Source organism: Nocardia sp. NPDC059177, assembly GCF_042755165.1.
Classification (GTDB): domain Bacteria; phylum Actinomycetota; class Actinomycetes; order Mycobacteriales; family Mycobacteriaceae; genus Nocardia.
On record NZ_JBHZBX010000007.1, the window covers coordinates 15,530 to 40,232 of the forward strand.

The 24,703-nt window shown below is 65.8% G+C and carries 26 protein-coding genes, 1 tRNA gene and 2 pseudogenes; 8 read left to right on the plus strand and 21 right to left on the minus strand.

What is annotated here, in order from left to right:
- Positions 1 to 140: 140 nt before the first annotated feature.
- Positions 141 to 812, plus strand: coding sequence for an MspA family porin (locus ACFXK0_RS10795; protein WP_379409850.1), 672 nt, complete (start codon positions 141 to 143; stop codon positions 810 to 812).
- A gap of 53 nt (positions 813 to 865) precedes the next feature.
- Positions 866 to 1,510 (plus strand): MspA family porin, encoded by a 645-nt coding sequence (locus ACFXK0_RS10800; RefSeq protein ID WP_379409851.1) that lies wholly within the window; start codon positions 866 to 868, stop codon positions 1,508 to 1,510.
- A 75-nt stretch (positions 1,511 to 1,585) separates the two neighbouring features.
- Here ACFXK0_RS10800 and mscL read toward each other — a convergent pair whose 3' ends face one another.
- The 4 genes from mscL to ACFXK0_RS10820 all read right to left on the minus strand — a co-directional run bounded on the left by mscL (position 1,586) and on the right by ACFXK0_RS10820 (position 3,919).
- The gene (gene mscL, locus ACFXK0_RS10805) at positions 1,586 to 2,035 is read right to left on the minus strand and encodes a large conductance mechanosensitive channel protein MscL (protein WP_379409852.1); all 450 of its coding nucleotides are present in this window, start codon (positions 2,033 to 2,035) and stop codon (positions 1,586 to 1,588) included.
- A 156-nt stretch (positions 2,036 to 2,191) separates the two neighbouring features.
- A complete protein-coding gene (locus ACFXK0_RS10810; RefSeq protein ID WP_379409853.1) occupies positions 2,192 to 2,863 on the minus strand; it encodes an SAF domain-containing protein in 672 nt (223 codons plus the stop codon).
- 90 nt (positions 2,864 to 2,953) lie between these two features.
- A complete protein-coding gene (locus ACFXK0_RS10815) occupies positions 2,954 to 3,244 on the minus strand; it encodes an FmdB family zinc ribbon protein (protein ID WP_379409855.1) in 291 nt (96 codons plus the stop codon).
- A 69-nt stretch (positions 3,245 to 3,313) separates the two neighbouring features.
- Positions 3,314 to 3,919 carry a 5-formyltetrahydrofolate cyclo-ligase gene (locus ACFXK0_RS10820; protein ID WP_379410152.1) on the minus strand — a complete coding sequence of 202 codons (606 nt, stop codon included), beginning with the start codon at positions 3,917 to 3,919 and terminating at the stop codon, positions 3,314 to 3,316.
- Positions 3,920 to 4,001: 82 nt separating this feature from the next.
- Here ACFXK0_RS10820 and ACFXK0_RS10825 point away from each other — a divergent pair, with 82 nt between their 5' ends.
- From ACFXK0_RS10825 to ACFXK0_RS10845, 5 genes are all read left to right on the plus strand, one after another.
- Positions 4,002 to 4,928: a UTP--glucose-1-phosphate uridylyltransferase gene (locus tag ACFXK0_RS10825; RefSeq protein WP_379409856.1), complete on the plus strand. Its 927-nt coding sequence runs from the start codon at positions 4,002 to 4,004 to the stop codon at positions 4,926 to 4,928.
- A 68-nt stretch (positions 4,929 to 4,996) separates the two neighbouring features.
- A complete protein-coding gene (gene glp / locus ACFXK0_RS10830) occupies positions 4,997 to 6,256 on the plus strand; it encodes a gephyrin-like molybdotransferase Glp (RefSeq protein ID WP_379409857.1) in 1,260 nt (419 codons plus the stop codon).
- Between the two features lie 12 nt (positions 6,257 to 6,268).
- Positions 6,269 to 6,919 (plus strand): GNAT family N-acetyltransferase, encoded by a 651-nt coding sequence (locus ACFXK0_RS10835; protein ID WP_379409858.1) that lies wholly within the window; start codon positions 6,269 to 6,271, stop codon positions 6,917 to 6,919.
- 136 nt (positions 6,920 to 7,055) lie between these two features.
- Positions 7,056 to 8,075 (plus strand): gephyrin-like molybdotransferase receptor GlpR, encoded by a 1,020-nt coding sequence (gene glpR / locus ACFXK0_RS10840; protein ID WP_379409859.1) that lies wholly within the window; start codon positions 7,056 to 7,058, stop codon positions 8,073 to 8,075.
- Positions 8,076 to 8,172: 97 nt separating this feature from the next.
- Positions 8,173 to 8,245: transfer RNA gene (locus ACFXK0_RS10845), tRNA-Ala, on the plus strand.
- Between the two features lie 68 nt (positions 8,246 to 8,313).
- Here ACFXK0_RS10845 and ACFXK0_RS10850 read toward each other — a convergent pair.
- The 3 genes and pseudogenes from ACFXK0_RS10850 to ACFXK0_RS10860 form a co-directional block, all read right to left on the minus strand.
- Positions 8,314 to 8,571: pseudogene (locus ACFXK0_RS10850) on the minus strand (transposase domain-containing protein); the annotation flags it as partial.
- 93 nt (positions 8,572 to 8,664) lie between these two features.
- Positions 8,665 to 9,489, minus strand: a complete 825-nt coding sequence (locus ACFXK0_RS10855; RefSeq protein ID WP_379409860.1) for a hypothetical protein — start codon at positions 9,487 to 9,489, stop codon at positions 8,665 to 8,667.
- A 137-nt stretch (positions 9,490 to 9,626) separates the two neighbouring features.
- Entirely contained in the window at positions 9,627 to 10,313 is a 687-nt protein-coding gene (locus tag ACFXK0_RS10860) for a LuxR C-terminal-related transcriptional regulator (RefSeq protein ID WP_379409861.1), read from the minus strand.
- Positions 10,314 to 10,471: 158 nt separating this feature from the next.
- On the opposite strand from ACFXK0_RS10860, the gene ACFXK0_RS10865 reads away from it, so the two are divergent.
- A complete protein-coding gene (locus tag ACFXK0_RS10865; protein WP_379409862.1) occupies positions 10,472 to 11,407 on the plus strand; it encodes a MaoC family dehydratase N-terminal domain-containing protein in 936 nt (311 codons plus the stop codon).
- Positions 11,408 to 11,432: 25 nt separating this feature from the next.
- Here the strand turns inward: ACFXK0_RS10865 and ACFXK0_RS10870 are convergent, their stop codons facing one another.
- The 14 genes and pseudogenes from ACFXK0_RS10870 to ACFXK0_RS10935 form a co-directional block, all read right to left on the minus strand.
- Positions 11,433 to 12,005, minus strand: a complete 573-nt coding sequence (locus ACFXK0_RS10870) for a nucleosidase (RefSeq protein ID WP_379409863.1) — start codon at positions 12,003 to 12,005, stop codon at positions 11,433 to 11,435.
- A 57-nt stretch (positions 12,006 to 12,062) separates the two neighbouring features.
- The gene (locus ACFXK0_RS10875) at positions 12,063 to 13,331 is read right to left on the minus strand and encodes a dihydrolipoamide acetyltransferase family protein (protein ID WP_379409865.1); all 1,269 of its coding nucleotides are present in this window, start codon (positions 13,329 to 13,331) and stop codon (positions 12,063 to 12,065) included.
- Between the two features lie 11 nt (positions 13,332 to 13,342).
- Positions 13,343 to 14,320 (minus strand): alpha-ketoacid dehydrogenase subunit beta, encoded by a 978-nt coding sequence (locus ACFXK0_RS10880; RefSeq protein ID WP_379409866.1) that lies wholly within the window; start codon positions 14,318 to 14,320, stop codon positions 13,343 to 13,345.
- Complete coding sequence (locus ACFXK0_RS10885) at positions 14,317 to 15,384, minus strand: thiamine pyrophosphate-dependent dehydrogenase E1 component subunit alpha (RefSeq protein ID WP_379409868.1); 1,068 nt, start codon at positions 15,382 to 15,384, stop codon at positions 14,317 to 14,319. Before ACFXK0_RS10885 ends, ACFXK0_RS10880 begins: the two co-directional genes overlap by 4 nt.
- Positions 15,385 to 15,386: 2 nt before the next feature.
- Positions 15,387 to 16,393 (minus strand): annotated as a pseudogene (locus tag ACFXK0_RS10890) (aldehyde dehydrogenase family protein).
- Positions 16,394 to 16,432: 39 nt separating this feature from the next.
- Positions 16,433 to 17,194 carry an enoyl-CoA hydratase/isomerase family protein gene (locus tag ACFXK0_RS10895; protein ID WP_379409869.1) on the minus strand — a complete coding sequence of 254 codons (762 nt, stop codon included), beginning with the start codon at positions 17,192 to 17,194 and terminating at the stop codon, positions 16,433 to 16,435.
- Between the two features lie 37 nt (positions 17,195 to 17,231).
- Positions 17,232 to 17,657: a MaoC family dehydratase gene (locus tag ACFXK0_RS10900; RefSeq protein WP_379409870.1), complete on the minus strand. Its 426-nt coding sequence runs from the start codon at positions 17,655 to 17,657 to the stop codon at positions 17,232 to 17,234.
- 16 nt (positions 17,658 to 17,673) lie between these two features.
- The gene (locus tag ACFXK0_RS10905; protein ID WP_379410153.1) at positions 17,674 to 18,996 is read right to left on the minus strand and encodes an FAD-dependent oxidoreductase; all 1,323 of its coding nucleotides are present in this window, start codon (positions 18,994 to 18,996) and stop codon (positions 17,674 to 17,676) included.
- On the minus strand, positions 18,993 to 19,874 hold the full coding sequence (locus tag ACFXK0_RS10910) for an alpha/beta fold hydrolase (protein WP_379409871.1): 882 nt from the start codon (positions 19,872 to 19,874) through the stop codon (positions 18,993 to 18,995). The genes ACFXK0_RS10905 and ACFXK0_RS10910 overlap by 4 nt, the downstream gene beginning before the upstream one ends.
- Before the next feature lie 62 nt (positions 19,875 to 19,936).
- Positions 19,937 to 21,436 carry a coproporphyrinogen-III oxidase family protein gene (locus ACFXK0_RS10915; RefSeq protein WP_379409872.1) on the minus strand — a complete coding sequence of 500 codons (1,500 nt, stop codon included), beginning with the start codon at positions 21,434 to 21,436 and terminating at the stop codon, positions 19,937 to 19,939.
- A 29-nt stretch (positions 21,437 to 21,465) separates the two neighbouring features.
- Complete coding sequence (locus ACFXK0_RS10920; RefSeq protein WP_379409873.1) at positions 21,466 to 22,473, minus strand: AfsA-related hotdog domain-containing protein; 1,008 nt, start codon at positions 22,471 to 22,473, stop codon at positions 21,466 to 21,468.
- 3 nt (positions 22,474 to 22,476) lie between these two features.
- A complete protein-coding gene (locus ACFXK0_RS10925) occupies positions 22,477 to 23,670 on the minus strand; it encodes a beta-ketoacyl-[acyl-carrier-protein] synthase family protein (RefSeq protein WP_379409874.1) in 1,194 nt (397 codons plus the stop codon).
- On the minus strand, positions 23,667 to 23,930 hold the full coding sequence (locus ACFXK0_RS10930) for an acyl carrier protein (RefSeq protein ID WP_379409875.1): 264 nt from the start codon (positions 23,928 to 23,930) through the stop codon (positions 23,667 to 23,669). Before ACFXK0_RS10930 ends, ACFXK0_RS10925 begins: the two co-directional genes overlap by 4 nt.
- A gap of 32 nt (positions 23,931 to 23,962) precedes the next feature.
- Positions 23,963 to 24,682 (minus strand): SDR family NAD(P)-dependent oxidoreductase, encoded by a 720-nt coding sequence (locus ACFXK0_RS10935; protein WP_379409876.1) that lies wholly within the window; start codon positions 24,680 to 24,682, stop codon positions 23,963 to 23,965.
- Positions 24,683 to 24,703 lie beyond the last annotated feature (21 nt).

A 24,703-nucleotide genomic window follows, 5' to 3' on the forward strand; every position in this document is an offset into this window, starting at 1 on the left:
TCGATCCACCTCCCGGCAGAGCGTTCTGTTCTGTTGCCAGCGGTGATTGCCTTGCGGCACACCCCAGCTGGGTCCGGGCGCATCACAGATATCGGCCTCGATGGTCGAGGTCGGACTTTGCGTACACCTCGAGGGGAAGAATGAGCGAGAACCGCACCAACCGCGTGCGTCGCGGTGCCTGGGGCGCCGGTGCCGCAGTGGCCGTGACGATCGGCTTGTTGTCGGCCGGTGCTGCCAACGCGGATACTTTCGTTCCACTGCCGGACGGCCAGAAGAACGGCCCCGGCGTCACGGTGAGCCGGACCGGCGAGCATGCCGTCATCTCCCCGTCGCTGGCCGCCAACGGTGCGGGCCGCGTGGTCTGGGTGTCGGGTAATGCGCGCGCCGATGTGCAGGTCACCCCGGAGGGCGAGGTGGGTCCGTGGAACGGCCCGGCCAACCGCCCCGGCTCCAACAATTCGTCGACACACGGTGCGTCGCAGCTGAGTACGGGCTACATCGTCGGATGCCAGGTGAGCATCGGCGACGAAGCCATCGGCGCCCAGGCCGCGATCGGCTTCGACAACGTGGACGGTCCGCTGGGTGAGGCCTCGATCGGCCTGAATCTCGGGCCCGGCGACGTGAGTTTCGTCCAGATCAGCTCCAAGGACATCCTGAAGCCCGGTGTCTACTCGGTGGAATACCAGGATGCCGAGATCCAGATCCAGGGGTGCGCGGGCTATGCCCAGGCACGGTCGTACACGGTCGTCGAGATCATCGGTGACCACTACTCGAAGACGACCCTGTACGGCATGCCGTTCAGCATCGGCTGAGACACGAAATCCTCGCTAGCTCACACGAATTCACCCTCGAGGGGTCAACTGTGATGATCAATGTCGCAAACATGACGCGCGTGGCCGGTCTCACCGCCGCGGCGACCATGGCACTTGGCTTGTTCTCCACCGGTGCGGCACAGGCCGACACCTTTATTCCACTGCCGGGCGGGCACATCAGCAAAACCCTGTCCGACGGCACTGTCGTCGATATCAGCATGGTCGGGGAGTCCGCGAACATCAATCCCTCGATGGGATCTACGCCCGTGCACCGTAATGCGTGGGTATCGGGCAGCGCCCAGGTGACGGTGTCGGGCGGCGGTGGCGGAAAGATCTTCCCCGGCTACACCGTCGGCTGCCAGGTCAATATCGCGGGCGGCGGGCCGTCGGCCGAGGGTGGCTTCGACGCCGACAGCGCGGTCGGTCTGGGCGGCGGCTCGCTCACGCTCGGCCCCGGCCAGTCCAAGTCCTTCTACGTGCTCGACCTGGAAATGCCCGACGACTACGGCGAAGAGTCACACAAGACCCGCAACGCCTTCAAGGGCGGCAGCGGCTCGGTGACCTGGGCCGACGAGACCATCGGCCTGTCCGGCTGCGGTGGCTACGCCCAGGCTCGCTCGTTCGTGAGCGTCGAGGTGGAAACCGACAATGTGATCAGCTGGGTCACCCTGTGGGGCCAGCCCTTCAGCCTCGGCTGATCGCCCACCTGGTCAGCATCGGGGCCCGCTCAGTCGACCTGAGTGGGCCCCGAAGCGTATGTGCGGCAGCGGAATTCAGTATGTGTGCTTACCGTCGGTGGTCGACTCGGGCTGCTCGGCGGTAAAACTGTGCTTGCCATTGGAGGAATTTCCCCGCTCGGCCAGCAAATCGCGGATCTGGATCAGCAATTCGTTCTCGGTGAGCGATTCGTCGGCAGTAGAGAACCGCTTCTTGGCCATGGTCGCCGGGAGCACCAGAATGAAGTACAGGACCGTGGCGATCAGCAGGAAATTGATGCCCGCCGTGATGATCGGCCCGATCTCGATGAAGGTCGCCGGTTTGTCGGCGACCAGCTGGATACCCAGGCCCATCTCGTTGGTTCCGCCGAATACCGCCAGCAGCGGATTGATGATCCCGTTGGTGAACGCGGTGACGATCGCGACGAATGCCGTACCCAGGACGACGGCGACCGCCAGATCGACCACATTGCCGCGGAGCAGGAACTCTTTGAAACCTTTGAGCATGCCGATGCCTCCTTCGTAGCGGAGCCGGCCCGGGGCGCTGCGCTCCCAATTCGAATGCTGAAACGATCGTGCTGGTCGAATGTGATGCTAACTAGAGTGATGGCAAATTTCTCGCGAACTGCCCGTGCGCGGCGGAGGCGGGCGATTTCGTGGTCCTCAATGGAAGACGACGGTGAGTGCCGTACGCAGTGAGGCGCCGGCCACGGCGGTGGCGTATTCGGTGCTCAGCGCGACCAGGACCACCCGTTCCGCACCCGAGCGCCGCTCGCCGGTCGCGGTGACCAGCACGACCGCGGCATCGGTGGCCAGGGTGCGCGCCGGCCGGGCCGCACCGGGCGCACCGGCGTCCGCCACGCCGACCACATCGACGCGATCGCCCGCGCGCAACACCTCGGCCACCGCCGGATCGGCCAGCCGGATCGGCACGATCCGCGCGTCGGCGCTGCCCGCCGCCGCGGCGGCCAGGCGCGGCCCGACCACGCGCAGATCGGTGAAGGTCTCCCCGGCGCGCATCGCCCCGGACAGGGTCGCGCCGAGCAGGGTGGCCGTCTCGGTGACGGAACCCGCTGGCAACGAACGGGATTCGCGCTGATCGAGGCGCAGGTCGTCGGCGGTGAGCAGCCGGCCGGGCGACAGATCGTGCGCGGCGACGACCACCGCGCGCCGCGCGCTACCGGGATCGCCGCGCACGAACAGCGCGAGCGCCGTCAGCGCGAGCAGGGTCGCGAGTATGCGCCGGGCGAGCAGGGCATCGGCCCAGGCGGGGCGGTTACCGAAGGCGAAGCGCCAGGAGCTGGGCCTGCCCAGGTCGGCGAGACTGCGAGTCATGCTCGAAGCCTAGGGATCCGACCAGCCGGAAATGCGGCCGAAAGCCCCGCCTGTGGATAACTACGGGGCTGTGGATAACTGCGGAAAACCTCAGCTGGCGGCGGCCGGAGCCGAGCTCGAGCCGGCGCTCGACGCGGCGGAATCGCCGTTGCTGCTACTGCTGTCCGAGGACGTCTTGGCCGGCTCGCTCGCGGTGGACGCGCCACCCCGGCTGTCGGTGCGGTAGAAACCGCTGCCCTTGAACACGATACCGACCGAGTTGAACAGCTTCCGCAGCTTCCCGGAGCACTGCGGGCATTCCGTCAGTGTGTCGTCGGAGAAGGACTGAACGATGTCGAAGCGGTTGTCACACTGGGTGCACGCGTATGAATAAGTTGGCACAGGATCCTCCGCAAGTCTCGTCGATCTAGCACTCTACCGCCGACACTGCCAACGTCGCGAATCGCCTTTTCATTCCGGTCGAACAGGCTGGTCGCGGCCCAGTTCGCAGAGTCCGCCCGCCGGTGTCAGCGCCCACCCCATTCGCCGGTCGTGCGGTTCCTCCGGCAGCCGGTCGACCAGTTCATTATCCCGCACGATCGCGATCAGGCGAGTCGCAGGCCGCACCGCGCTCAGGGTGCGGTCGTAGTAGCCCGCCCCGCGTCCGAGCCGCACGCCGCGCCGGTCCACCGCCAGCGCCGGAACCAGGATCGTGGACGCCTCGGCCACCGTCGCGGGCGGCAGGATCGCCGTCGCCGGTTCGAGCAGGCCGAAGCGGGCCTTACGCAGTGAATCGGGGCCCTCGTAGCGCGCCCAGCTCAGTGGTCCGGGCTCCCCGGTGACCGGTAGCAACACTGTGGCGTCGCGCTCCCGCAGCGCGTCGAGCATCCGCAGATCGCCCGGCTCGCCGCGGATCGGCACATAGGCGCACACCACCGCATCGGCCCCGGCCAGCCCGGGCATCCGCGCGGCGAGCAAGCCGGCTTCCGTGGTGTGCTCGGCGGCGCCGACCTGCGCGCGATCGGCCAGGATCCTGGTCCGCCACGCATATTTGGTGCGCTCACCGGGCATCTCCACAGCGACCACCCTAAGCTCTTGCCGACGCCGGATCGTCGCGACGGGGCGATCGGACGGCACGCTGAATGGATAGGGTATACGCATGACAGACAAGACTTCCGGTTTCCGCACTGCGGTGGTACCCGCGGCCGGACTCGGGACGCGGTTTCTGCCTGCCACCAAGACGGTGCCCAAGGAATTGCTGCCGGTGGTCGACACCCCCGGCATCGAGCTGGTCGCCGCCGAGGCCGCCGAATCCGGCGCCGACCGGCTGGTGATCGTGACCTCGCCGGGCAAGGACGGCGTGGTCGCCCACTTCGTCGAGGACCTGGTGCTGGAGAGCACCCTCGCTGAGCGCGGCAAGTTCGCGCTGCTGGAGAAGGTCCGCAAGGCGCCCGCCCTGCTCGATGTCACCTCGGTCGTGCAGGAGGAGCCGCTGGGGCTGGGCCACGCGGTCGCCCAGGCCGAGGCCGTGCTCGACGCCGACGAGGACGTCATCGCGGTACTGCTGCCCGACGACCTGGTGCTGCCGTGCGGCGTGCTCGAGACGATGAGCCGGGTGCGCCGCGAGCGCGGCGGCTCGGTGCTGTGTGCCATCGACGTGCCCAAAGACCAGGTCAGCGCCTACGGCGTCTTCGATGTCGAGGCGCTCGCCGACGGCGCGGAAGCCGATGTGCTGCGCGTCAAGGGCATGGTCGAGAAGCCCGAGCTGGCCGACGCCCCGTCCACCCTGGCCGCGGCCGGCCGCTACCTGCTCGACCGCGTGATCTTCGACGCACTGCGCCGCATCGAGCCGGGCGCGGGCGGAGAACTGCAGATCACCGACGCCATCGCCCTGCTGATCGCCGAGGGCCACCCCGTCCATGTCGTGGTCCACCGTGGGTCGCGCCACGATTTGGGCAACCCGGGCGGTTATCTTCGAGCTGCCGTCGATTTCGCCCTCGAGCGGGAGGAATACGGCCCACAGCTGCGCGAGTGGCTGAATTTCCGGCTCAGCCCGGAGTGGGACCCCCGGGCCACTGGTGCTTAGCGCGGATACTTGGGCAGGCGGTCGCGAACCCGCGGCGGCGCAGCCGCCGCCATAGATACAGGAGCTTGATGCGTTCGGTTGAGGATCAGCTGATCAAGGTCACCGCGGCAGCGGTCGCGCCCCGGCCGGTCCGGGTGGCGATTTCCGAGGCCCAGGGTTTGTTGTGCGCCGAAGACGTGGTCACCGAACGTCCGCTGCCCGGCTTCGATCAGGCCGCCATCGACGGCTACGCGGTGCGCAGCGTCGACGTGACCGCAGCGGGCACCGATGTCCGTGACGAAGAGGGCGAGCTGATCGACCTCACGCTGCCGGTGGTCGGCGAGGTGGTGGCCGGTTCGCGGCAGCCCATCCGGTTGCAGCCACGCCAGACCGTGCGCGTCGACACCGGCGCGCCGCTGCCCACGCTCGCCGACGCCGTGCTGCCGCTGGACTTCACCGACGGTGGCCGGGCCAGGATCAAGGTGTTCGAGCCGGTGCGCTCGGGCGATTACGTGCGCCGCATCGGTGACGACGTGCAGCCCGGTGACGTCGCCGTGCGCGCGGGCACCATCATCGGCGCCGCCCAGGTCGGCCTGCTGGCCGCTGTCGGCCAGGACAAGGTGCTGGTGCACCCGCGCCCGCGGCTGTCGGTGATCTCGATCGGTGGCGAGCTGATCGATATCGATCGCACGCCCGGCCCCGGCCAGGTCTATGACGTGAATTCCTATGCGCTGGCCGCCGCCGCGCGTGACGCGGGCGCCGATGTGAACCGGGTCGGCATCGTCAGCGCCGACCCGCGGCGGCTGCGCGATGTGGTCGAGGGTCAGCTGGTGCGCTCGGAGGTCGTGGTGATCGCGGGTGCGGTCGGCGGCTGGGCCTCCGATCAGGTGCGCGAGGCGCTCGACGGGCTCGGTGAGCTCGAGGTCGACCGGATCGCCATGCATCCTGGTTCGGTGCAGGGCTTCGGGCGGCTGGGCCGCGACGAGGTGCCGACCTTCCTGTTGCCGTCGAATCCGGTGAGCGCGCTGGTGGTGTTCGAGGTGATGGTGCGTCCGCTGATCCGGATCGCGCTGGGCCGTCGTCAGCCGATGCGCCGAATCGTCAACGCCCGCACCATCACCCCGGTCTCCTCGATGCCGGGCCGCAAGGGTTATCTGCGCGCGCAGCTGTTGCGCGACGAGGCCACCGGCGACTACCTGGTGCAGCCGCTGGGTAACGGCAACAGCGGCTCGTCGCATCTGCTGGCCACCCTCGCCGAGGCCAACAGCTTGATTGTGGTCGAACCCGACGACACCGATTTCCGCACCGGTGACGAGGTGCGGGTCGCATTCCTGGCGCAGCGCGGCTGAAACGTGGAGTCGATGAACGTATTCCGGGCCGGACAGCACCCCGGATGGCCCGCTCGGCTCGGGCCGCTGATCGTGGCGGGTGGGCAGGTGACCCTGCGCCCGGTGCGTTTTCGTGATGCCGCGGCGTGGAGCCGTATCCGCCTGCGCGACCGCGACCACCTGGAACGCTGGGAGCCGACCGGGCGCGGCAGCTGGGAGGCGCGCAATCACGCCTCGAACTGGCCGTCACTGTGGACGAGCTTGAAGGCCGAGGCCCGGCGCGGCGCCATGATCCCGTTGGTGATCGAGGTCGACGGCCAGTTCAGTGGACAGCTGACGATCGGCAATATCGTCCGCGGTGCGCTGCGCTCGGCCTGGATCGGTTACTGGGTGGCCAAGGACCTGGGTGGTCAAGGCGTGGCGACAGCCGCGCTGGGGCTGGGGCTCGACCACTGCTTCGGGCCGGTCGGCCTGCATCGCGTCGAGGCGACCGTGCGCCCGGAAAACCTCGCCAGCCAGGCGGTTCTGCGCAATGTCGGCTTCCGGGAGGAAGGCCTGCTGCGCCGCTACCTCGATGTCGACGGCGCGTGGCGCGATCACATGCTGGTCGGTCTCACAGTCGAAGAGGTCATGGGCACCGTGACCGACCGCCTGGTCAGGGAGGGTCGAGCGGCGCTGCCGTGAAATTTCTGTTACTCATGTGGCAGGTGTGTTCGGCGCGCCTGCCACACGGGCGCGCGCACCCGAATTAACCTACGGACGTCGGTGGTGCGTCCACGGATGGACAACACGCAGGCGGGGACGGGAGGTGATGACCGCGATGCCGAATTCGATCCTGTGGATCGGACTGGTCGTGCTGTGGGTCTTCGTCCTGTTCCCGATTCTGGCGGACCGGCATCCCCGGATCCGCCGCACCACCGATGCCGCACTCGCTACGCGGGTGCTGCACCGTGGCGGGGCCGAACGACGGATCCGGATCGGGGCCGCGGGCGATCACGAGACCGATCCCGACTACCGCCCCCGTGTGCTGAGCAAGCACCCCCACCGAACCGACTCGGAGGATCGGATGACGACCGACGTGCCCGTCACCGAAGACGACAACGAAAAGCCCACCACAGCAGGCGAACTCGAAGCCGCACCACCGGAGCCCGATGCCGCCGCGGATAGCTCCGGTGAAGAGCCAGGCGAGGCAGTCGATTCCGGCCCCGGTGACGTCGAAGACGAGGCGCCCGAACAGGTCTCGCCCGAGGACGCCGACGAGGCCCCCGTCGCCGCGCGCATCCCACCCGCACCGCCGGCCCGGCTCGACGATGTCGAGATACCGGAGGACTCCGCCGCCGACGACGACGAGGATTTCGTGCCATCGCGCCGTGGCCGTGGCGGCTACGACCCCGAGGCCGACGCGATCGCCCGCGCCGCCCGCTACAGCTTCCGGCAGCGTGCTGTGCTCGGGCTGATCATCGCCGTCATCCTGTTCGCGGCCTTCGGGCTGCTGCTGAACTCGATGTTCTGGTGGGCCTGCGGCCTGTCGGCGGCCGTGCTCACCGGCTACCTCGCCTACCTGCGCAAGCAGGTGCACGTGGAGGAGGAGATCCGCCGGCGTCGCGCGGCCCGCCTCACCCGTGGCAAGCGCCGCGAGGAAACCGCCGTCACCCCCGAGGCCGCGACAACCCGGCGCACCATGGACCGCGACACCGCGCGCGCCCTGCGCCGCCGCTCCACCCTGCTCGACACCGACGACGAGGACCCGATGTTCGAGTACCTCGAAGCCTTCGATCCAGCCACCTCGCGCGCGCTCCGGCACCGGGTCGAAGACCTCGGTCGCGCAGTCGGCGAGTAACTGGTGAATCACCGCAGAACAGCAGGTCAGAATACCGATTCGGTATCGGGACCGAACGCCTGATACAGTGTGACAGCGCGGTTCACCAGAGCCGCACGGGGCTATAGCGCAGTTGGTAGCGCGTCTCGTTCGCATCGAGAAGGTCAGGGGTTCGATTCCCCTTAGCTCCACAACAAGTGCAGGTCAGGCCGGGTTCCGAGAAGCAATCGGAGTCCGGCCTGGCTCGTTCTCCCCACTAGCTCCCCACTAATTCTCGTGAGGACTTGCTCGCGTAGGCGTCGTCGAAGAACAACGTCAACGCCAGCACGAAATACACCACTACCCGCGCGGGCAGCAGCCGCCGTCGCTTCTCGGTCCGGCCCGTTTGCGTCAGCACCTCGTCGACCAGGTCCGCGCCGACCACCCGGGTCAGCACACCCAATCCGATCCGGTCGGTCAACCGCCCCTCCGCCTCCACCACGGGTCGGCACGATACGCGAAATCCACTGCCCCGCAGGCGATCCGGTCCAGTGAGCCGTCATGCCGCTGACCAGCGGCTACGATCGTAAGTTGACGGCATTGCCGCCGAACTCGGCCGCTGACCGGCCGTTTACCGCTGGGTAGGGAGCAATTGCCGTTCGACCCGAGTCAGGGGCGGATCGGGCCGCGGCGGGCGCCGCCGACCCAGCAACGCCCCCATCAGGAGGGCCGGATTCGCCATCGTCACGGTCGGCCGGGACAGCGAAATGATGTCGATCCACGCCGCGGCTACGGCGGGCCGTTCCGCTGCGGCCTGGACGATACGATGAGCGAATATGTGGCGGATATCGGCACTACGCGTCGGAGGCTGTCCGATAGTCTCACGGTAGCGACTGTCTTGACTGGTAGCTATTTGCCACGGCATCTGTGACGTCTCCGCGATTGTGCTTTGAACATAAGGCGAGCGCATCGGGTCGGGCCCATATTTCTGTACGGCATTCCGAAGCGCCAGCGCGCATCGTGCCGCAAAGGACAAGCCGTGACCGTATACGCGATTGAATGCAGCCACGGCGTCACCGACCACGATCAAACCCGGTGGCAGATCTGACGAATTGCCGAATCCGTAACGGCGGTTGGTGGTGCTGCGCGATCGCCAAGTATCCGACAACGGCTCCGCGTCGGCGATCAGATCACCCACCAGTCCATGCGGAAGCCCGTGCCGGGCGAACTCCATGAACTCGTTGTCGTCAGCCGGCGAGGTCGATCCACGGGTAGCGCCCAGGGTCACAAGCCATCGGCCACCTTCGATCGGCATGAGCACCGCGTTCCGGCCCGGATTACCGGTCGTGATATCCGGCATGATCATGACAGTCACGGAGTCGACAAACCGCGATATGGACGCCGCAGCCAACAGACCTGACGGCCCAGCACCGATGACGATTGCATTGATGGTCATCGAGACTCCTCAGAAAGGAATGCATCTTATACACCCGCCAGGCTATCCAACACTCGCCGGTCCCGAAATGAATCGAATTGGGAACTCAGATACTCCGGAGTGGACATTGACACCGAGCGGATCTCATCGTAAGAGCATCATCGCCGCGCGCCCTGCCGCTCAGGTACCGGTGTGGCAGCCTGACTCGACAGCAAGAGACCCGCGGACACGGCACGATTGACCGCATCGATCCGCGACTCCGCATCCAGTTTAGCGAAAATATTTCTCAAATGACGCTTCACCGTCCCCTCGGCGATCTTCAGATTACGAGAGATTTGCCGATTACTCATTGCCTGCTGCACGTAACGGAGCACTTCCAGTTCGCGCGCCGTGAGTGTGCCCTCGCCGCTGTCGGGCTCGTCGTCGACCGGGGCGGACGGCTGCCTGGGAATCAGCACGAAACTGAGGTCACTCCGTGCGGCGGTGCGAATCGCAACGATCAAATCGTCGCGGCATGCACTGCTGTGCACATAGCCGGAGATTCCCAGGCGAAACAGCTCGCGCACTATCTCCACCCCGCGGTGCATCGTGACGATGAGCACTTTGGACTCCGGAGAACTTCGACGGATCTGCCGCAGCGTCATTGCGATGCCCTCGCCAGGAATGTCGACATCGAGTACCACGACATCCGGCGACATGCTACGGACGATCTCGACACCGATATCCCCTGAACCCGCGTCGCCGACCACTTCGATGTCCCGCTCGACGCGAAGACTCTCACAGAGCGCCGTGCGCAACAAGCGGCGATCGTCGATGACGACGACAGTAATTCCCCGTTTCACCATGTGACCCGTTCACCCTCCCCAACACGCATGCCACGCGACAACACTGTAACACGTTCTACAGCGAGCGTCCACCCGTAGAGCATCGAAATGCAAAGGGGCAGTTGACACTTGATGGAACGGCCTTGCCTGCATGACCGAACAGGCGCTAGCTTGGCAAGGTGAGTGATGTAGAGAGCCTGGGCGGCTCGAGCACTGGGCTGCAGTGGCGGCGCCTCTCGGACTTTCCCAGCTGGAACAGGTACGCAGCTGTCAATGACGAGTTCATCGACCTGCACATGTCCGACGCTGCGGCAATTGCGGCCGGCCAACCGGGCGCCTTCGGTATGGGCAACCTCAGGATCGCCTACTACTATGCGTGGCTGGAGCACCTGAAGGCGCCCGCCCAGCGGATCCGCGAATTCTCCTGCAAATTCACGGCATTGAGCTTTGCTGGAGACACGCTGGAGATCGGTGCGGACCACAAAGATGTCGGTAGCGAAATCCAGGTCGAGTTGACAATGCGAAATCAGCATGGCATCGACACGACACCGGCGCGCGCGATACTGGGCGCCGGTTACGCCGACTCGATCGGCGACGAGTGTCGGGTGGGAAGTGTCACGCCGACGCCGGGTGAATGGGCCTACCTCGACCAGCGGACGCTCGACCTCATCGGCGATGTGCAGGGGCCGTTCTATTCCTACCCGGTCGACCCGAACGATATCCGGCGTTGGGAGCGTGCCGTGTGGTATCCGGCAACACCACCGTCGGACGGGCATGTGCCCCAGGGATTCACCGACCGCGAGTCGCAGACCGGCGCGGCGCCCGGAGACTTCAATCCGTTCGCCTGGCACCCCAGCCGGCGCACGGACGGGTTCCCCTGGATGCGCGGCATGGGCACTACCGTCGGATACCGCGGATTGAACGGCGGGTTACGGTTCCGGCACTACAACGACATTCATGCCGGAGACGTATTGGAGTCTCGCGTAACGCTTCTGGATGCATACGAGAAGATCGGGTCAGCCGGAAAGCTGCTGTTCTTGATCGACCGAGACAGTTGGACCAATCAGCGCGGTGAGCTTGTCCGCGTCAGCGATCGGACAACCATCTACTACTGACGGCGTCCGGACACGCGGACACCGGTCAGCGAAGGTTCGCCCGCACCCAATCCGCCAGTGCGCGTGCGGAATTGTCGACATTGCGACGCCACGCGTCGCCGGCCCCTTCGTCCGCGCTGTCGCTGACATGCTTGACGAGGCGGACCGGTACCTGCGCGCGAAGCGATACGTGGGCCAGCGCATAGCCTTCCATGTCGACCAGATCGGCACGAGCGGCGAGCCGCTCACGTGCCGAGCTGTCGGCGATGAAGGAATCCCCGGTCGCCAACGTCGGACCTTCGTCCGTCAGTTTCAGTGGCAGACCGTAGCTCTCGCCGGTGAGAGCTCGCAGGGCCGCCGTGTCCAAGTCGTGTTGCACTACGGTGCCCACTTCGTACACGTCGGGACCTACCGCCGAAAGAGCCCCTGCTGTACCGAGATTGACCACAGCGGAGGGCAGGTCGCCGCGGCCGAGTACGGCGGCCAGCGCCGCCGCGGCGTTGACCTTTCCCATTCCCGTCAGCAGGACGGGGAAGTCTTCGGCCAGGTGAGCGGCCTCCTCCGTCGTGGCGAGCACGAGCAAGGGCCGAGCGGAACTGATTTCGCCGGTGAGATTCATGATGACTTACCTTATGGTCTGGGCTGGACAGGGGCCGATTCGGAGCGATTGCCACGTTCACCCCAGTGCCAGCTCCCACTGGGGCCGTTCCAGAATTTCACCGATGCGGGTCAGCACCCGGCTGCCGAGCTCGCCGTCGATCAGCCTGTGGTCGAAGGACAGGGACAGCTGCGTGGTCTTCCGCAGCGCCAGCCGGCCTTTGTGGTTCCACGGTATTTCCCTGACCGCGCCGAAGCAGAGTATCGCGCTCTCGCCGGTGTTCAGGATCGGCGTGGCGGCGTCGACTCCGAACACACCGACGTTCGTGACGGTGATGGTTCCGCCCGTCAGTGCCGCCGGCGTCGTCAGGCCCGCTCGAGCGGCCGAGGTCAATCGGGTGAGCTCGGCCGCGAGTTCGCTCATCGAGATGCGCTGGGCGGACTTGATGTTCGGCACGATCAGTCCCCGCGGTGTAGCGGCGGCGATACCCAGGTTGACTTCCCGCTTGATGAGGATCTCGTCGCCGGATTCCGCCCATGAAGCGTTGATTTCCGGAAACTCCTGCGCCGCGATCACCAGGGCGCGGGCGACCACCAGAAGCGGCGTGATTTTGCCGTTTTCGAATCGGCGGTCGGCCTTGAGCTTGTCGACGAATCGCATGGTGCGGGTGACATCGACGGTCAGGAAGACGGTGACGTGCGGCGCGGAAAAGGCACTGGCAACCACAGCCTGCGCGGTAGCCCTGCGTACCCCGCGCACCGGGACTCGGGTCACATCGGGAGTGCTCGACGGCGCCGCGCGGCTCCCGTGGCGGAGGACGTCGCACTCCGCGACTCGCTGCCCGGCAGCAGGCACATCCGCAAGGTTCACCCCCAATTCCTTTGCCAGCCGACGGACCGGCGGACTTGCCTGAATCCCGGACCGCTCGCCCCCTCCGGATTCGGCTGTCCCCGAGCGGGCCGCGGATCGCCGCGAAGCCCGCAGGGTGGATCCGTTTCCGAGTGTGTACACGGGCGATGAGATCTCAGTGGTCGACCGGCTCGACGCACCGGCGCCAACGTTGGCTCCGGCGACTACACCGGCCTCCGCCGGTGCGGACGGGACTCCCTGTGTCGCCAGCCGCAGGATCGCGGTCCCGACCGGCACCGTGTGCCCCGGCTCGGCGAGGATCTCGGTGACCATGCCGGCGGCCGGGCTCGGCAATTCGACTCGAGCTTTCACGGTCTCGACCTCGACGAGCGATTGGTTGACCTCGACGGTGTCGCCGACCGCAACCAACCAGCCGACGACCTCTGCCTCGATGGTGCCCTCACCGACGTCCGGGAGGCGGAATTCCACGGTATCCATTGTTCTACTCCTCACCAGGCAAAGGCTCGGTCCACAGCGTCCAGCGCCCGGTCGATATCAGGCAGGTAATGGTGTTCCAGCAATGCGGGCGGATAGGGCACGTTGAACCCGCCGACGCGCAGGACGGGTGCCTCCAACGAGTAGAAGCATCGCTCGGTTATCTGCGCACTCAACTCGCTCCCCACCCCGAGGAACGTCGGAGCCTCGTGGACAACGACACACCGGCCGGTGCGGGCCACGGATGCCGCCACGGTGCCGATGTCGATCGGTGAGAGTGACCGGAGATTTATCACTTCCAGCTCTCGGCCCTCCTCGCTCGCGATTTCAGCCGCGCCGAGACATGTGTGCACCGTCGAGCCGTACCCGATCAACGTCAGATCGCGACCGCCCCTGATCACCGCTGCGCTGTCGAGCGATACAGACCCGTCCGCGGGCGCGTTCGCCGTGACAGTGCCCTTCTCCCAATACAATCGCTTGGGCTCGTAAAAGATCACCGGATCGTCCGACGCGATCGCCTGCCGTAACAGCCAGTACGCGTCGTTGGGATCACTGCAAGCCACCACGCGCAATCCGGCGGTGTGCGCGAAATAGGCCTCGTTGGATTCACTGTGATGTTCGACTGCGCCGATTCCGCCGCCCGACGGAATGCGAATGACCACCGGTAACGACAGCGCTCCGCCGGAACGGGCCCGCAGTTTCGCCAATTGCGAGACGATCTGGTCGAAGGCAGGATAGACGAATCCATCGAACTGGATTTCACAGACGGGACGATATCCGCGTAATGCGAGGCCGATCGCCGTGCCGATGATTCCCGATTCGGCCAAGGGTGTATCGAAAACCCGCTGCTCGCCGAATTTCTTCTGCAGTTCATCGGTTACCCTGAACACCCCGCCGAGAGCGCCGACGTCTTCACCCATCACAAGGACCCTGGGGTCCTCCTCCAACGCCGAATGCAGAGCCCGATTGAGAGCTGAGGCCAGAGTGATCATGAGAACGACTCCGCATACCTGAGGTAGTACTCGCGTTCCTCGCGGCCGGCCACCGTCCGGTGCGCCATGACATTGCGCCAGAGGGCATCCGGCGCGGGCGCGCCGAGGTTCAGACAGTCGCGCCGCGCTTGTGCCGCGAGCTCCCGGCCCTCAGCGTTCACCGCAGCATGAAAAGTCTCGTCGGCCCAGCCTTGATTATCGAGCAGGCGCCGTAGCCGGTCGATCGGATCCAGTTCGCGCCATCGATCCACGTCCGAATCCGACCGGTACCGGCGTGGATCGTCCGCGCTGCTGTGCCCACCCATCCGGTAGGTCACTGCTTCGATGAGCGCCGGGCCCCCGCCACCACGGACGTACTCCGCGGCAAGCCGCGTCACCGCATGAACTGCGAGCACATCGTTGCCGTCGACCGAATATCCCTCCATGCCGAATCCACGAGCCCGCTGGAACAGCGGAGCCCTGGTCTGCACACTGGCCGGCGTAGAGATAGCCCATTGATTGTTCTGACAGAAGAACAGCACCGGCGCACCCGCGACCGCGGCCCAGTTGAAGGCCTCGTTCGCGTCGCCCTGACTGCTTGCCCCGTCACCGAAGTAGGCCATGGTCAACTCGACGGCCCCGTCGCGTTGAATGCCCATCGCGTACCCGGTGGCATGCAAGAGCTGGCTCGCCAGCACGAGCGTGGTGATGTGGAACCGTCGATGGTCGGGAGCCCAGCCGCTGTGGCTCGAGCCACGCCATTGGGCAAGGATTTCCCGCGGAGTGATCCCGCGGCAGAGCGCTGCGGCATGTTCGCGGTAGCTGGGGAAGACGTAATCCTGTTCGTCCAGGGCGCAGATCGAGCCCACTTGGGCAGCTTCCTGCCCCGCGCACTGGAGCCACAGTCCGAGCTCGCCCTGCCGTTGCAGTGCCAGGGCCTCCGCGTCGAATCGGCGGGCAAGCACCATCTTCCGGTACAGGTCCCGACACAGGTCGGCCGAGATCTCGGCTGTGACTAGGTCGTTCGGGCAGAGTTTTCCGTCGGGGGTGAGCAAACGAATCGGACTGGCGGCGTGGTCCGTCACGGTCAGAAGACCTTTCGCAGCAGCCATTGCTGCCATGTGGAGTAGGGCGGGTATCCCAGATCCGGATCCGGAAATGCCGGCTTGCGCAGTACCGCCTTGCGATGACTGAACGTTTCGAATCCCCGGCGGCCGTGGTAGTTACCGGTGCCGCTGTTGCCCACGCCACCGAACGGCAAGCCCGGCACCAGCAGGTGGATCATCAGGTGGTTGATGATCGTCCCGCCGTTGCCGATCCCGGTGACCACCCGGCGCTGCACTGCACGATCGGAGCTGAACAGGTACACAGCGAGCGGTTTCTGACCCTGCCGCACATGTGTGATCGCGGCCTCGACCGAATCCACCGTCACCACAGGCAAGATCCACCGAGCTCCAGCGTGACCGGCGTGAGATGCTCTGCGGCACTTGCCAATATAGCCTTGCCAGTCTTGGGGCCACCGGTGAAGAAGACATGGTCGAGTCCATGCTGCAGGAGTGCCTGGGTCCGCGCGCCGGAACCTTCCGCCACCGCAACTGCATCCGAGTCCAGGTACCTCGGGAGGAACTCGGCCAGCAACGCCGATACCGCCGGCGCCTGTTCGGAAGGTTTGACGATGACGCAATTTCCGGCGGCGAGCGCACCGACCAGCGGGGCGAGGTTCAGGCAGACAGGATAATTCCAGGGCCCGACCACGAGTGTGACCCCGAGCGGTTCGCACTGCGACCACGCCAGGCCCGGCTGAACCGCCCGCGGAACCCACGCGTACTTTCGGCGCATCCACGCTCTCAGATGCCTTCGCGCGAAACGGGACTCGATCAGCACCGGAGCGATGTCACCGATGTACGCGTCCAGCTGCGGTCGGCCCAGGTCCGCAGCGAGCGCCGCCACCAAGTCGGCTTCACGCTCGATCAGAAGCCGCTCCAATGCGCGTAACTGATCGATTCGCCACTCCGCCGACCGGGTGCGGCCCGAATCGAAGGTGGCGCGAAGCCTGGCTACCAGTGCGAAGTCACCCTCGTCCAGGGCAGGCACCGAGCCAGGAAACGTGGCAGTCGACACGATCGATCTCCTTCATGCACCGTCGAAGCACGGCACATCCCCGTTACGCCGGGCCGCGAGCCCGCGGGCGACGTCTCCGCTGTGCAGTGCGGCCAGGAAAGCCGCGTGCTCGTGCTGTAGATGGGTAGTCAGTGACTCCGTCCAGCCCGAGCGGACCAGTCGTTTGGCGGACGCGAGAGCGTTCGGCGGTCCTTCGGCCAGGCGCAGCGCTCGCTGTCGAGCGCGGTCCAGCACGTCGGCATCGGGAACGACCGCGGTAACCAGCCCTTCGGCCAGCGCCTGCGGCGCGCGGATGACCGGTTGCTCGAACAGCAGTTCCAGACTTCGGGCCTGACCGACGATCCGCGGCAACTGCCACGTCATTCCGCCGTCGGTGGCGGCGCCGAGTGCGCCGTACGCGAAATTGAGTCGGGTGCTCCGGCCGGCAATGCGCAGATCACAAGCCAGGGCGAGCGAGAACCCCGCCCCCGCCGCCTGGCCGTTCACCGCGGCGATGACCGGGCACGGCAAAGCGGTGAGGTTGAGTACGACGGTGGCCAGCGCGTCGGTGAGCCTGGTGTACTCGGCGGTCGCATCCGACGGATCCCCCGCCACCGACCTGTCCAGGTCATCGAGCGAGCCGCCGAGACAGAAGTCGCGACCGGCGCCGGTGACCACTACCGCCCGCACGTCGCCCTGCTCGAGCAGTGTCGATGTGTGTCGAACCAGTCCGTCCAACACAGCCGGCTCGAGTGTGTTGCGCCGGCTCGGCCGGTTGAGGACCAGCGTGGCCACTGCCCCCGTTCGATCCAGCAGGACAGCGTCATCGGATTCAGACATGCAGCACCAGAACCTGATCCGCCACACAGGCCGGCTTGACCGCACCGTCGATCTCGACCTCGTTCCGGACGACGAGGTGCCATCCGAACGCAATCGGGCCGGCGTCGAGCAGCGTGGACTTACCCCGGACCCGGGCACCGGCGGGCACCGGCGTCCGGAACCGAACCCGATGCAGCCCACCGTTCACCACCAGCCGCAGGTCACGGGTATCGAGTACCTCGGCGATGAACACCGGCACCAGCGACAAGACGAAGGCCCCGTGGGCGACCGTGCCGGCGAACGGGCCTTCGTGCCGAGCCCGCTCCGGATCGACATGGATCCACTGATGATCGCCGGTCACCTGCGCGAACGCGTCGATCCGATCCTGGCCGACCCGCTGCCACGCGCTCGTCCCGAGTACCTGTCCCACTCGGAGCATCCAGCCGGACGTCACCTCAGCCGATGACATCCCTTGTCCCATCGACGGACTGGACCTGTTCCTGGGCTCCGCGGAAACACGCCTCGATCGACGTGCCCCGGCGATAGTCACCGACCATGATCATCCCGGCGGCGGCCGCTTCGGTATCGATCCGCGCGATGCGATCGGCATGCCGGTGACTGTAGGCGCAGAAGGCGTGCGCCCAATGCTTACCTGTTTGCGCAACGACTTCGGCGCCGGCGAACTGCGGGAAGTACGGGGACAGTTGATCTTCCGCACGCTTGCGCAGTTCGTCGAAATCGTCGGCGAGGTAGGGACGCGCAGCCCGGCCGCTGAAGGTGTATCGAACGAGGTGCCGATCATTGATTCCGTAGGCACCCGCATTGCTCACGACGCTGTCGGGCCCGAAGAACAGCGACCGGGCGACCGGACCGAAGACCGGCCGGTCGTACTCGGTCACGACCACCGTCGCCGGAAAGTACCGGATCTCCGCCAGCTCGGTCGCGAGGGCGGGCAATTCCGATCCGACGAGTGCTGCCGCAGCCGGGGCGGGCGCCGCGACGACGACCAGGTCGGCCTCGTAGGTTCGGGAGTCGCCCGCGGCATCGGTAGCGGTGACACCGGTAACGCGGCCGTCGGCCGTCAGCAGCTCGGTCACCGTGGTTTCGGTTTCGACGGTGACCCACTTGGCGAATCGGTCCAGCGCCGGTTGCAGACCGTTGGTGAGCTGCTCGAACCGATCCAGCATCATGCCCAGGTTGGCGCCGAAGTCAGCGAGCTGGAATTCGTCGGGCTCAGCTCCGTTCATTCGGACCGTCATCGGCCGGATCAGCGAACTTTGCAGATAGCGGCCGAAGAAGCGGTCCAGCAGCGGCTCACCGCGCCGCTTCGCGAGTTCCACGAACTGTGGACCGCGCACGAACCGATTCGATTCGTCTGCCCGGATGTACCGCACGAGCTGTAGCACGCGCAGCAGATCCATCGGACGTGCGTGCCGCGCGTAGCCGGCGATCCCGGCGATCGGCGACGTGCCGTCGACCGTGACGACCCGGCCGTTCTCGACGCGCGACGAATTGAGGCCGAAGTGCTCGAACGCCCCGCCTTCCATGGCCGCCACGAAGGCGCGGAATTCGCGGTAACGGACACCAATGTTCTTGCCGCCCAGCGTTATCGAACGATCGCCGAGCTTTGCCGCCGCTGACCTGCCGCCCAGCCCGGCCTGCTCATCGAGCAACGTCACCGAGACTCCGCGCCGGTGCAGATACCAAGCGGCCGCGATACCCGACCAACCACCACCGACAACCACCGCTGTGCGCGGCTCACGACCTATCCGTGTCATGATTCGCCTTCTGATCGAGAGACTTCTTGCGTATCGGCGACGACGGTGTCCATCCACGATTTCAGCCGGGTAGCCAATGCTCCGCTGTGCTTGGCCCAGCGGAAGTGATCCAACCTGCCGCCGGCTTCGGCGGCGGTATATGTCCAATCGGCCTGTGGCGCATGCGGCACCGCGTCGACCAGCCGGCGAACCCCGGCCTCGGTCGCCAAGGTGTCGCCTTCGACGCGTACTGCCAGTAGCGGCAGATCACACTCGAAAATGCCGTTGCCGGAGGTGTTCCCGTCGTCGGTCATGATTCCCTGACGAACCTGGCGTGCCCAGGTGGTCATCACTCCCGTCGCCTGCCGACCGCCGAACCCCATCCGCTCACCGGGGAAGTAGCCCAAGGTGCGGGCCACGAGCGCGAACAACTGCGCGCCCAGCAGGCTTTTCACCTGCTGCTGCACGCCGTCGAAGGTCCTGAACCACACCGAGCCACTCGCGATCAGCACCACGCCGGCCAGCCCTTCGGGGGCCCGTGACGCACGCATGAGCGCCAGGTGCCCACCGAGACTGTGCCCGATCAAGAAGATCGGCAGGTCCGGACACTCCTTCGCCGCGAACTCGAGGGCCGCGGGTACGTCGATATCGACCAGGTCGGAATGTGTCCAATTCGCGTTTCGACTGCTCTTGGGCACACTGCCGCCCTGGCCGCGGAGGTCCATCACCAGTGCGGCGATACCGTTGGCCGCCATCTTTTCGGCGAAGTCGGTGTACAACTTCGCCGGGACGCCCATGGCGGGCAGGACAAGCGCGACCGCATCGGGATTCTCCGGAACGGACGATATTATCGACAACTTCGTTTTCGGCGTCGACTCCACAATACGGATCGATGTCAATCTACATACCTTTCTACGCTTGCCTGCCGCAACCTATGGACATCACCGGTAACTACATGTTGCTACTTCATCAGGCGCGGATATTCCTTGTCGTGCTCCTTTATGTACAGCGTCTGCGAATTTACCTCGAACCGGTTCTTGTTGTCGAAGTTGTCCGCCGATTCGGTGAGATGCTGCATCAGCTGGTCACCGTTCGCATTGATGACGTGCCGCTGGTAGTCGTGCTGCAGATTGCCGTGCCAGATGACGCCCAGCTTGTTGACAACAAAGCGATCGCCCTGCTCCTCGACGACACCCGCGGCGATGTGCTCGGCGATCACACCACGCACACGGTCGAAGTCCGGCAGGTCGAAGAATTCGTCCAGCAGCTCCTTCGACAGCTCCTTGTAGCGCGGGAACATCACCATGATTCGGTCGAGCACGCCCGCGCGGCCGATCGATTGCAGCGTTTCGGTCGACACACCACGTTCATCAATGTTCTTCTGCCATTCATCGACCTTGTCCGGGTTGATGGAGACCATGTCCTTGATGTTTCCGCGGGCCGCGCAACCAGCAGCGATAATATCCTGCCGGGCGCAGTGCGCGGTCTGGTATTGGCTCTTCTCCGGATGCTTCGAGTAGGTCTCGGCGATGGTGTTGTGGTAACCGCGCGCGTGCAACTCGTCGTAGATGTGTTCGCGCATGGCCAACACGTCCCAACCGGATCCCGGCTGCTCGGCGCGGCCGTCGAGGATCATCTTGTGCAGCGGGCGGTACGGCAGATAGATGGTCGAGAAGCCGTCGATCTCGGTCGGCTGGTAGCAGTCGACCAGCTCGGCAAGTTCCTCGACGAACCCGTCGAAGGTCTGACCGGGCAGGTCGTACATGATGTCGACGCAGGTATCCGCGTTGTAGTTCAGGTCACGCATCTGGCTGAAGACCGAATCGACGTCCTCGCGCGTGTCCAGGCGACCGATCTTTCGGTGAATCACCGGGTCGAGAGTCTCGATTCCGAAGGTGACCCGGTTCCAGTCGTGGTCCTTGAGCAACTGCAGCATGCCGGGGCGACGGAGCGTGCGGGGCTCACCGGTGAACGATTTCTCGATGTCGGCGTAGTTCGGAATCGTGCGTTCCAGGCACTCACTGAGCCGTTCCACGGCCGACAACGGCAAGGTCGACGGACTGCCACCGCCGACATAGATCGAGGTGAACTTCCGAGCTTGCACATACGGCTGCCGCATGTACCATTCGATTTCCTTGATCAGGTAATCGGTGTACTTCTCCAGCCGCTCCTCGTCCTGCTTCGGATAGTGATAGCGGTTGAAATTGCAGTAATGGCAGAACGATTTGCAGTACGGCACATGGACGTACAGCATAATTTCGTCGTTGAGATTGCCACCCGGGTCACCGAGGCTGGCAATATTGGCCTCCATCTGCTCGGGGGTGACCCGGTGCCAGTCCATCGTCATGAAGTTGGGCACCACATAGTTCGATGCGGTGACCAACCCGGGGAACGGGAGCGGACGCTCTGCTCCTTCACCGATGTAAAGCTGTTTCCGTGCTGTTTCCACCATGATATCCATCTCCTAACTCGGTAATCCTGCCGGCACGATCAGTTGTCGAGAGGAACATGATCGATAACGAACCTGCACCGGGATCGCAGCCGGCCGTCCTGTTCCGCGACAACGACCGTCTCCGTGCCGTCCGAACACTGGGACCACGAATCGACACGACATCGAACCGGTCCGGTCAATTCCGCAAAGGAAACAAATTCCAGAACAGCTCTGCGGACGATGACCCGATCCGCCACCGCCGATCCGGACAGCCCCAGCGCGTACACCGACAACTGGCGAGCCGCTTCGGCGAGCATCATGCCCGGATAGTGGTCGAGTGGTCGGTCGAAGAAGACCGGCGATGCCGAAGCGACGACAGTCGCTGCGAGGGTGGACGGCTCACCGGCGGGCTCGGCGATCAGAACGTTCGCCGGGAGCACGCGACCCACCATGGCCGGCGGCACGCCGCGGGCGTCACCGACCGGGAATCGGTGCGAGCCCGCTCCGCTGTCGCTTCGCAGCTGCGTGTACGTATCGCTCGCCAGGAACCCCACCGTGCCACCGAAGGTGACTGCGGGCAGACCGTCGACCCAGCAATACACCGGCCCCCGCGCGGCGTAGGGGACACCGGACCCGTTGCGCCGCACCTGGCGAAGTGGTAGCGCGACAACGACATCGGCGACGTCGCGTCCCGCCCGGACAGCGCCGGGATCGACCACTTCGACGTCGACAGTGCGCAGGACGAACTGGCTGCTCAACGGCACGTTCAGCACGCGATGCGCCATCACCTCGACCGCTTGGCGAATGACTTCGGCCAGCAGGAGAGTGTCGTAGTAGCCGGCCCCGCCGTCGTTGTAATACAGGTGCTGGCGAGGCAACTCCGCGCGAGCGACCGCGTGGTCGTCGTCGAGGGCAACGTCGGTGACGAATACCTGCTCGATGCACTGCTTATGAGCGAGTTCCGTCGGAACGGTAGCCCTGCGCGACAAGCCATCGGCCGCAAGCGGCAGGGCGGGCCAGCCGAGGGTGCGGGGAGTCGTCGAGACAGGGGAAGAATCGATCGTCATCGCTCACGCTCTCCATGCAATAGCAACGTTGTGGCCGCCGAATCCCATGGAATTGGACAGTCCCACGCACTCCGCGCCCACCGAGGTCAGCGGCCGCGCCGCTCGGACGTGCGTCAGGTCACCCAATTCCGGATCCGGAACGGTGAGTCCGGCAGTGGGCGGGGCGGTCCGGTGCCGCAGCGCCTGAATCGTTGCGATGGATTCGACCGCGCCCGCGGCACCGAGCAGGTGACCGACCACCGATTTGGTGGACGAGATCGGTATCGCGGCAAGGCCGGTACCGAGGGCGCTGCGCATCGCGGTCACCTCGACCCGGTCGTTGATCTGCGTTCCGGTTCCGTGTGCGTTGATATAGGCGACCTCGGCCGGGCCGATCCCGCCGTCGGCCAGCGCGACCCGCACCGCGCGTGCCATTACCGCGCCTGTGGGGTCGGGTGCGGTGAGGTGATGCGCGTCGGTCCGGGTCCCGTATCCCGCGAGCTCGGCCAGGATCGGCGCTCCCCGGGCCTCGGCGACCTCCGCGGCCTCGAGAATCAGGACCCCGGCGCCCTCACCGAGCAGGAAGCCGTCGCGATCGCGGTGGAACGGCACCGAGCGGCCGGTAGCCGACAGCGCTCCCGCGGCCGCGAACATTGCCGCGGTGAAGGGGCCGGTCGACGCCTCGGCGCCACCGACGACCGCGGCATCAGCCTCGCCGGCCCGGATCGCCCGGGCCCCTGCGCAAATCGCTTGCGCTCCACTCGAACACGCCACTGCCGGCGCCGTGGCTTCGCCGTGGAGCCCGTAGCGCATCGACAGCTGAGCGGCACCGGCATTGACCATCAACATCGGCACCGTCAGGGTGGCGACTCGATCGGCGCCCGCCCGGGTGAAGTTGTCCAGCTGTGTCTCCAGCGTGCCCAGTCCGCCGATGGCGGACCCGATGACCACGGTCACCCGGTCACGTGGGCACGGCGGTCCCTGCGACCAACCGGCCTGGGCCACCGCCTCGTCACCCGCCACGGCCGCGAACTGACAGAACCGGTCCATCCGCCGCGCCTCTCGGCGGGACAGCACTGCACCCAGGTCGAATTCACACCGGCCCACCCCGTCGACCAGGCCCGCGGAGCCGGTGACCGCGCGGCTGTGCAGCGCATCCGCGCCAAGCCCGAGCGGTGTCACCGCACCCATCCCGGTCACTACGACCCGTCTGCTCATCCGACGTCCGCGACCTTGCATATGACATCGATGAGGTCGCTTATCGTCGTCGCGTCCTCGAAATCGACCGGTTTGACGACGATTTCGAATTCTCGGGTGAGACTGCGGCTCAACTCCACGACGTCCAAGGAGTCGAGCCCCAGGTCCTCCAGCGTGGCCTGTGGACGTATCTCACTGGACTCCACGCCGATCGCCAACACCTGCTCTGTCACGAACTCCTCGAACTTTTCGCGGTCAGTTTGTGAAGCCATGTTCGACATATATTCCTCCACTGTGGGTTGGTACCTGTAGATCAGGGAATCCGGAAAGCCGAGGCGGAGATCCCGCCGTCGACCGGGAGCGTCACGCCCGTGACGTACGCTGCCGCCGGTGAGGCCAAATACGCCACGGCAGAGGCGATCTCCTCGGGAGCCGCAGCTCGCCGCATCGGTACACCCGCACGCACCGATTTCTCGAAATGCGGTAGCGCCGTAGTCATTTCGGTGCCGACGATGCCGGGAGCCACCGAGTTGACCGTGATCCCGCGCCCCGCAACTTCGATCGCGACCGACCTGGTCAGCGCATCGAGGCCGGACTTCGCGACCGCGTACGAACTCACGCCAGGAATCGATCGGGCGGCCAGCACAGAACTGATGTTGATCACCCGGCCGAACCTTTTTCGCATCATTCCGGGCAGGGCGCGACGGATGATCCGGAACGGTGCAGCCAAGTTGGTATCGATGACCGGATCCCAGTCGATTCCGGTCACCGGGCCGCCGGAACTGATGCCCGCATTGTTGACCAGCACACCGACGAACCCGAACTGCTGCTCCAGCTCCGCGAATATCGCCTCCACGGCACTGTCGTGCGTCACATCGCCGAGGGCAAGGACTGCGTGGCCCCCGACTTCGTTGATCGCCGATACGGCCGCCTCGCCGTCCTCGGCATTCCGGCAATTGAGTGCCACCGGCCAGCCGTCCGCGGCCAGCGCGTGGGCAGTCGCGAGTCCGATGCCACGAGCCGCACCGGTCACCAATGCGCAACCACGAGTCGG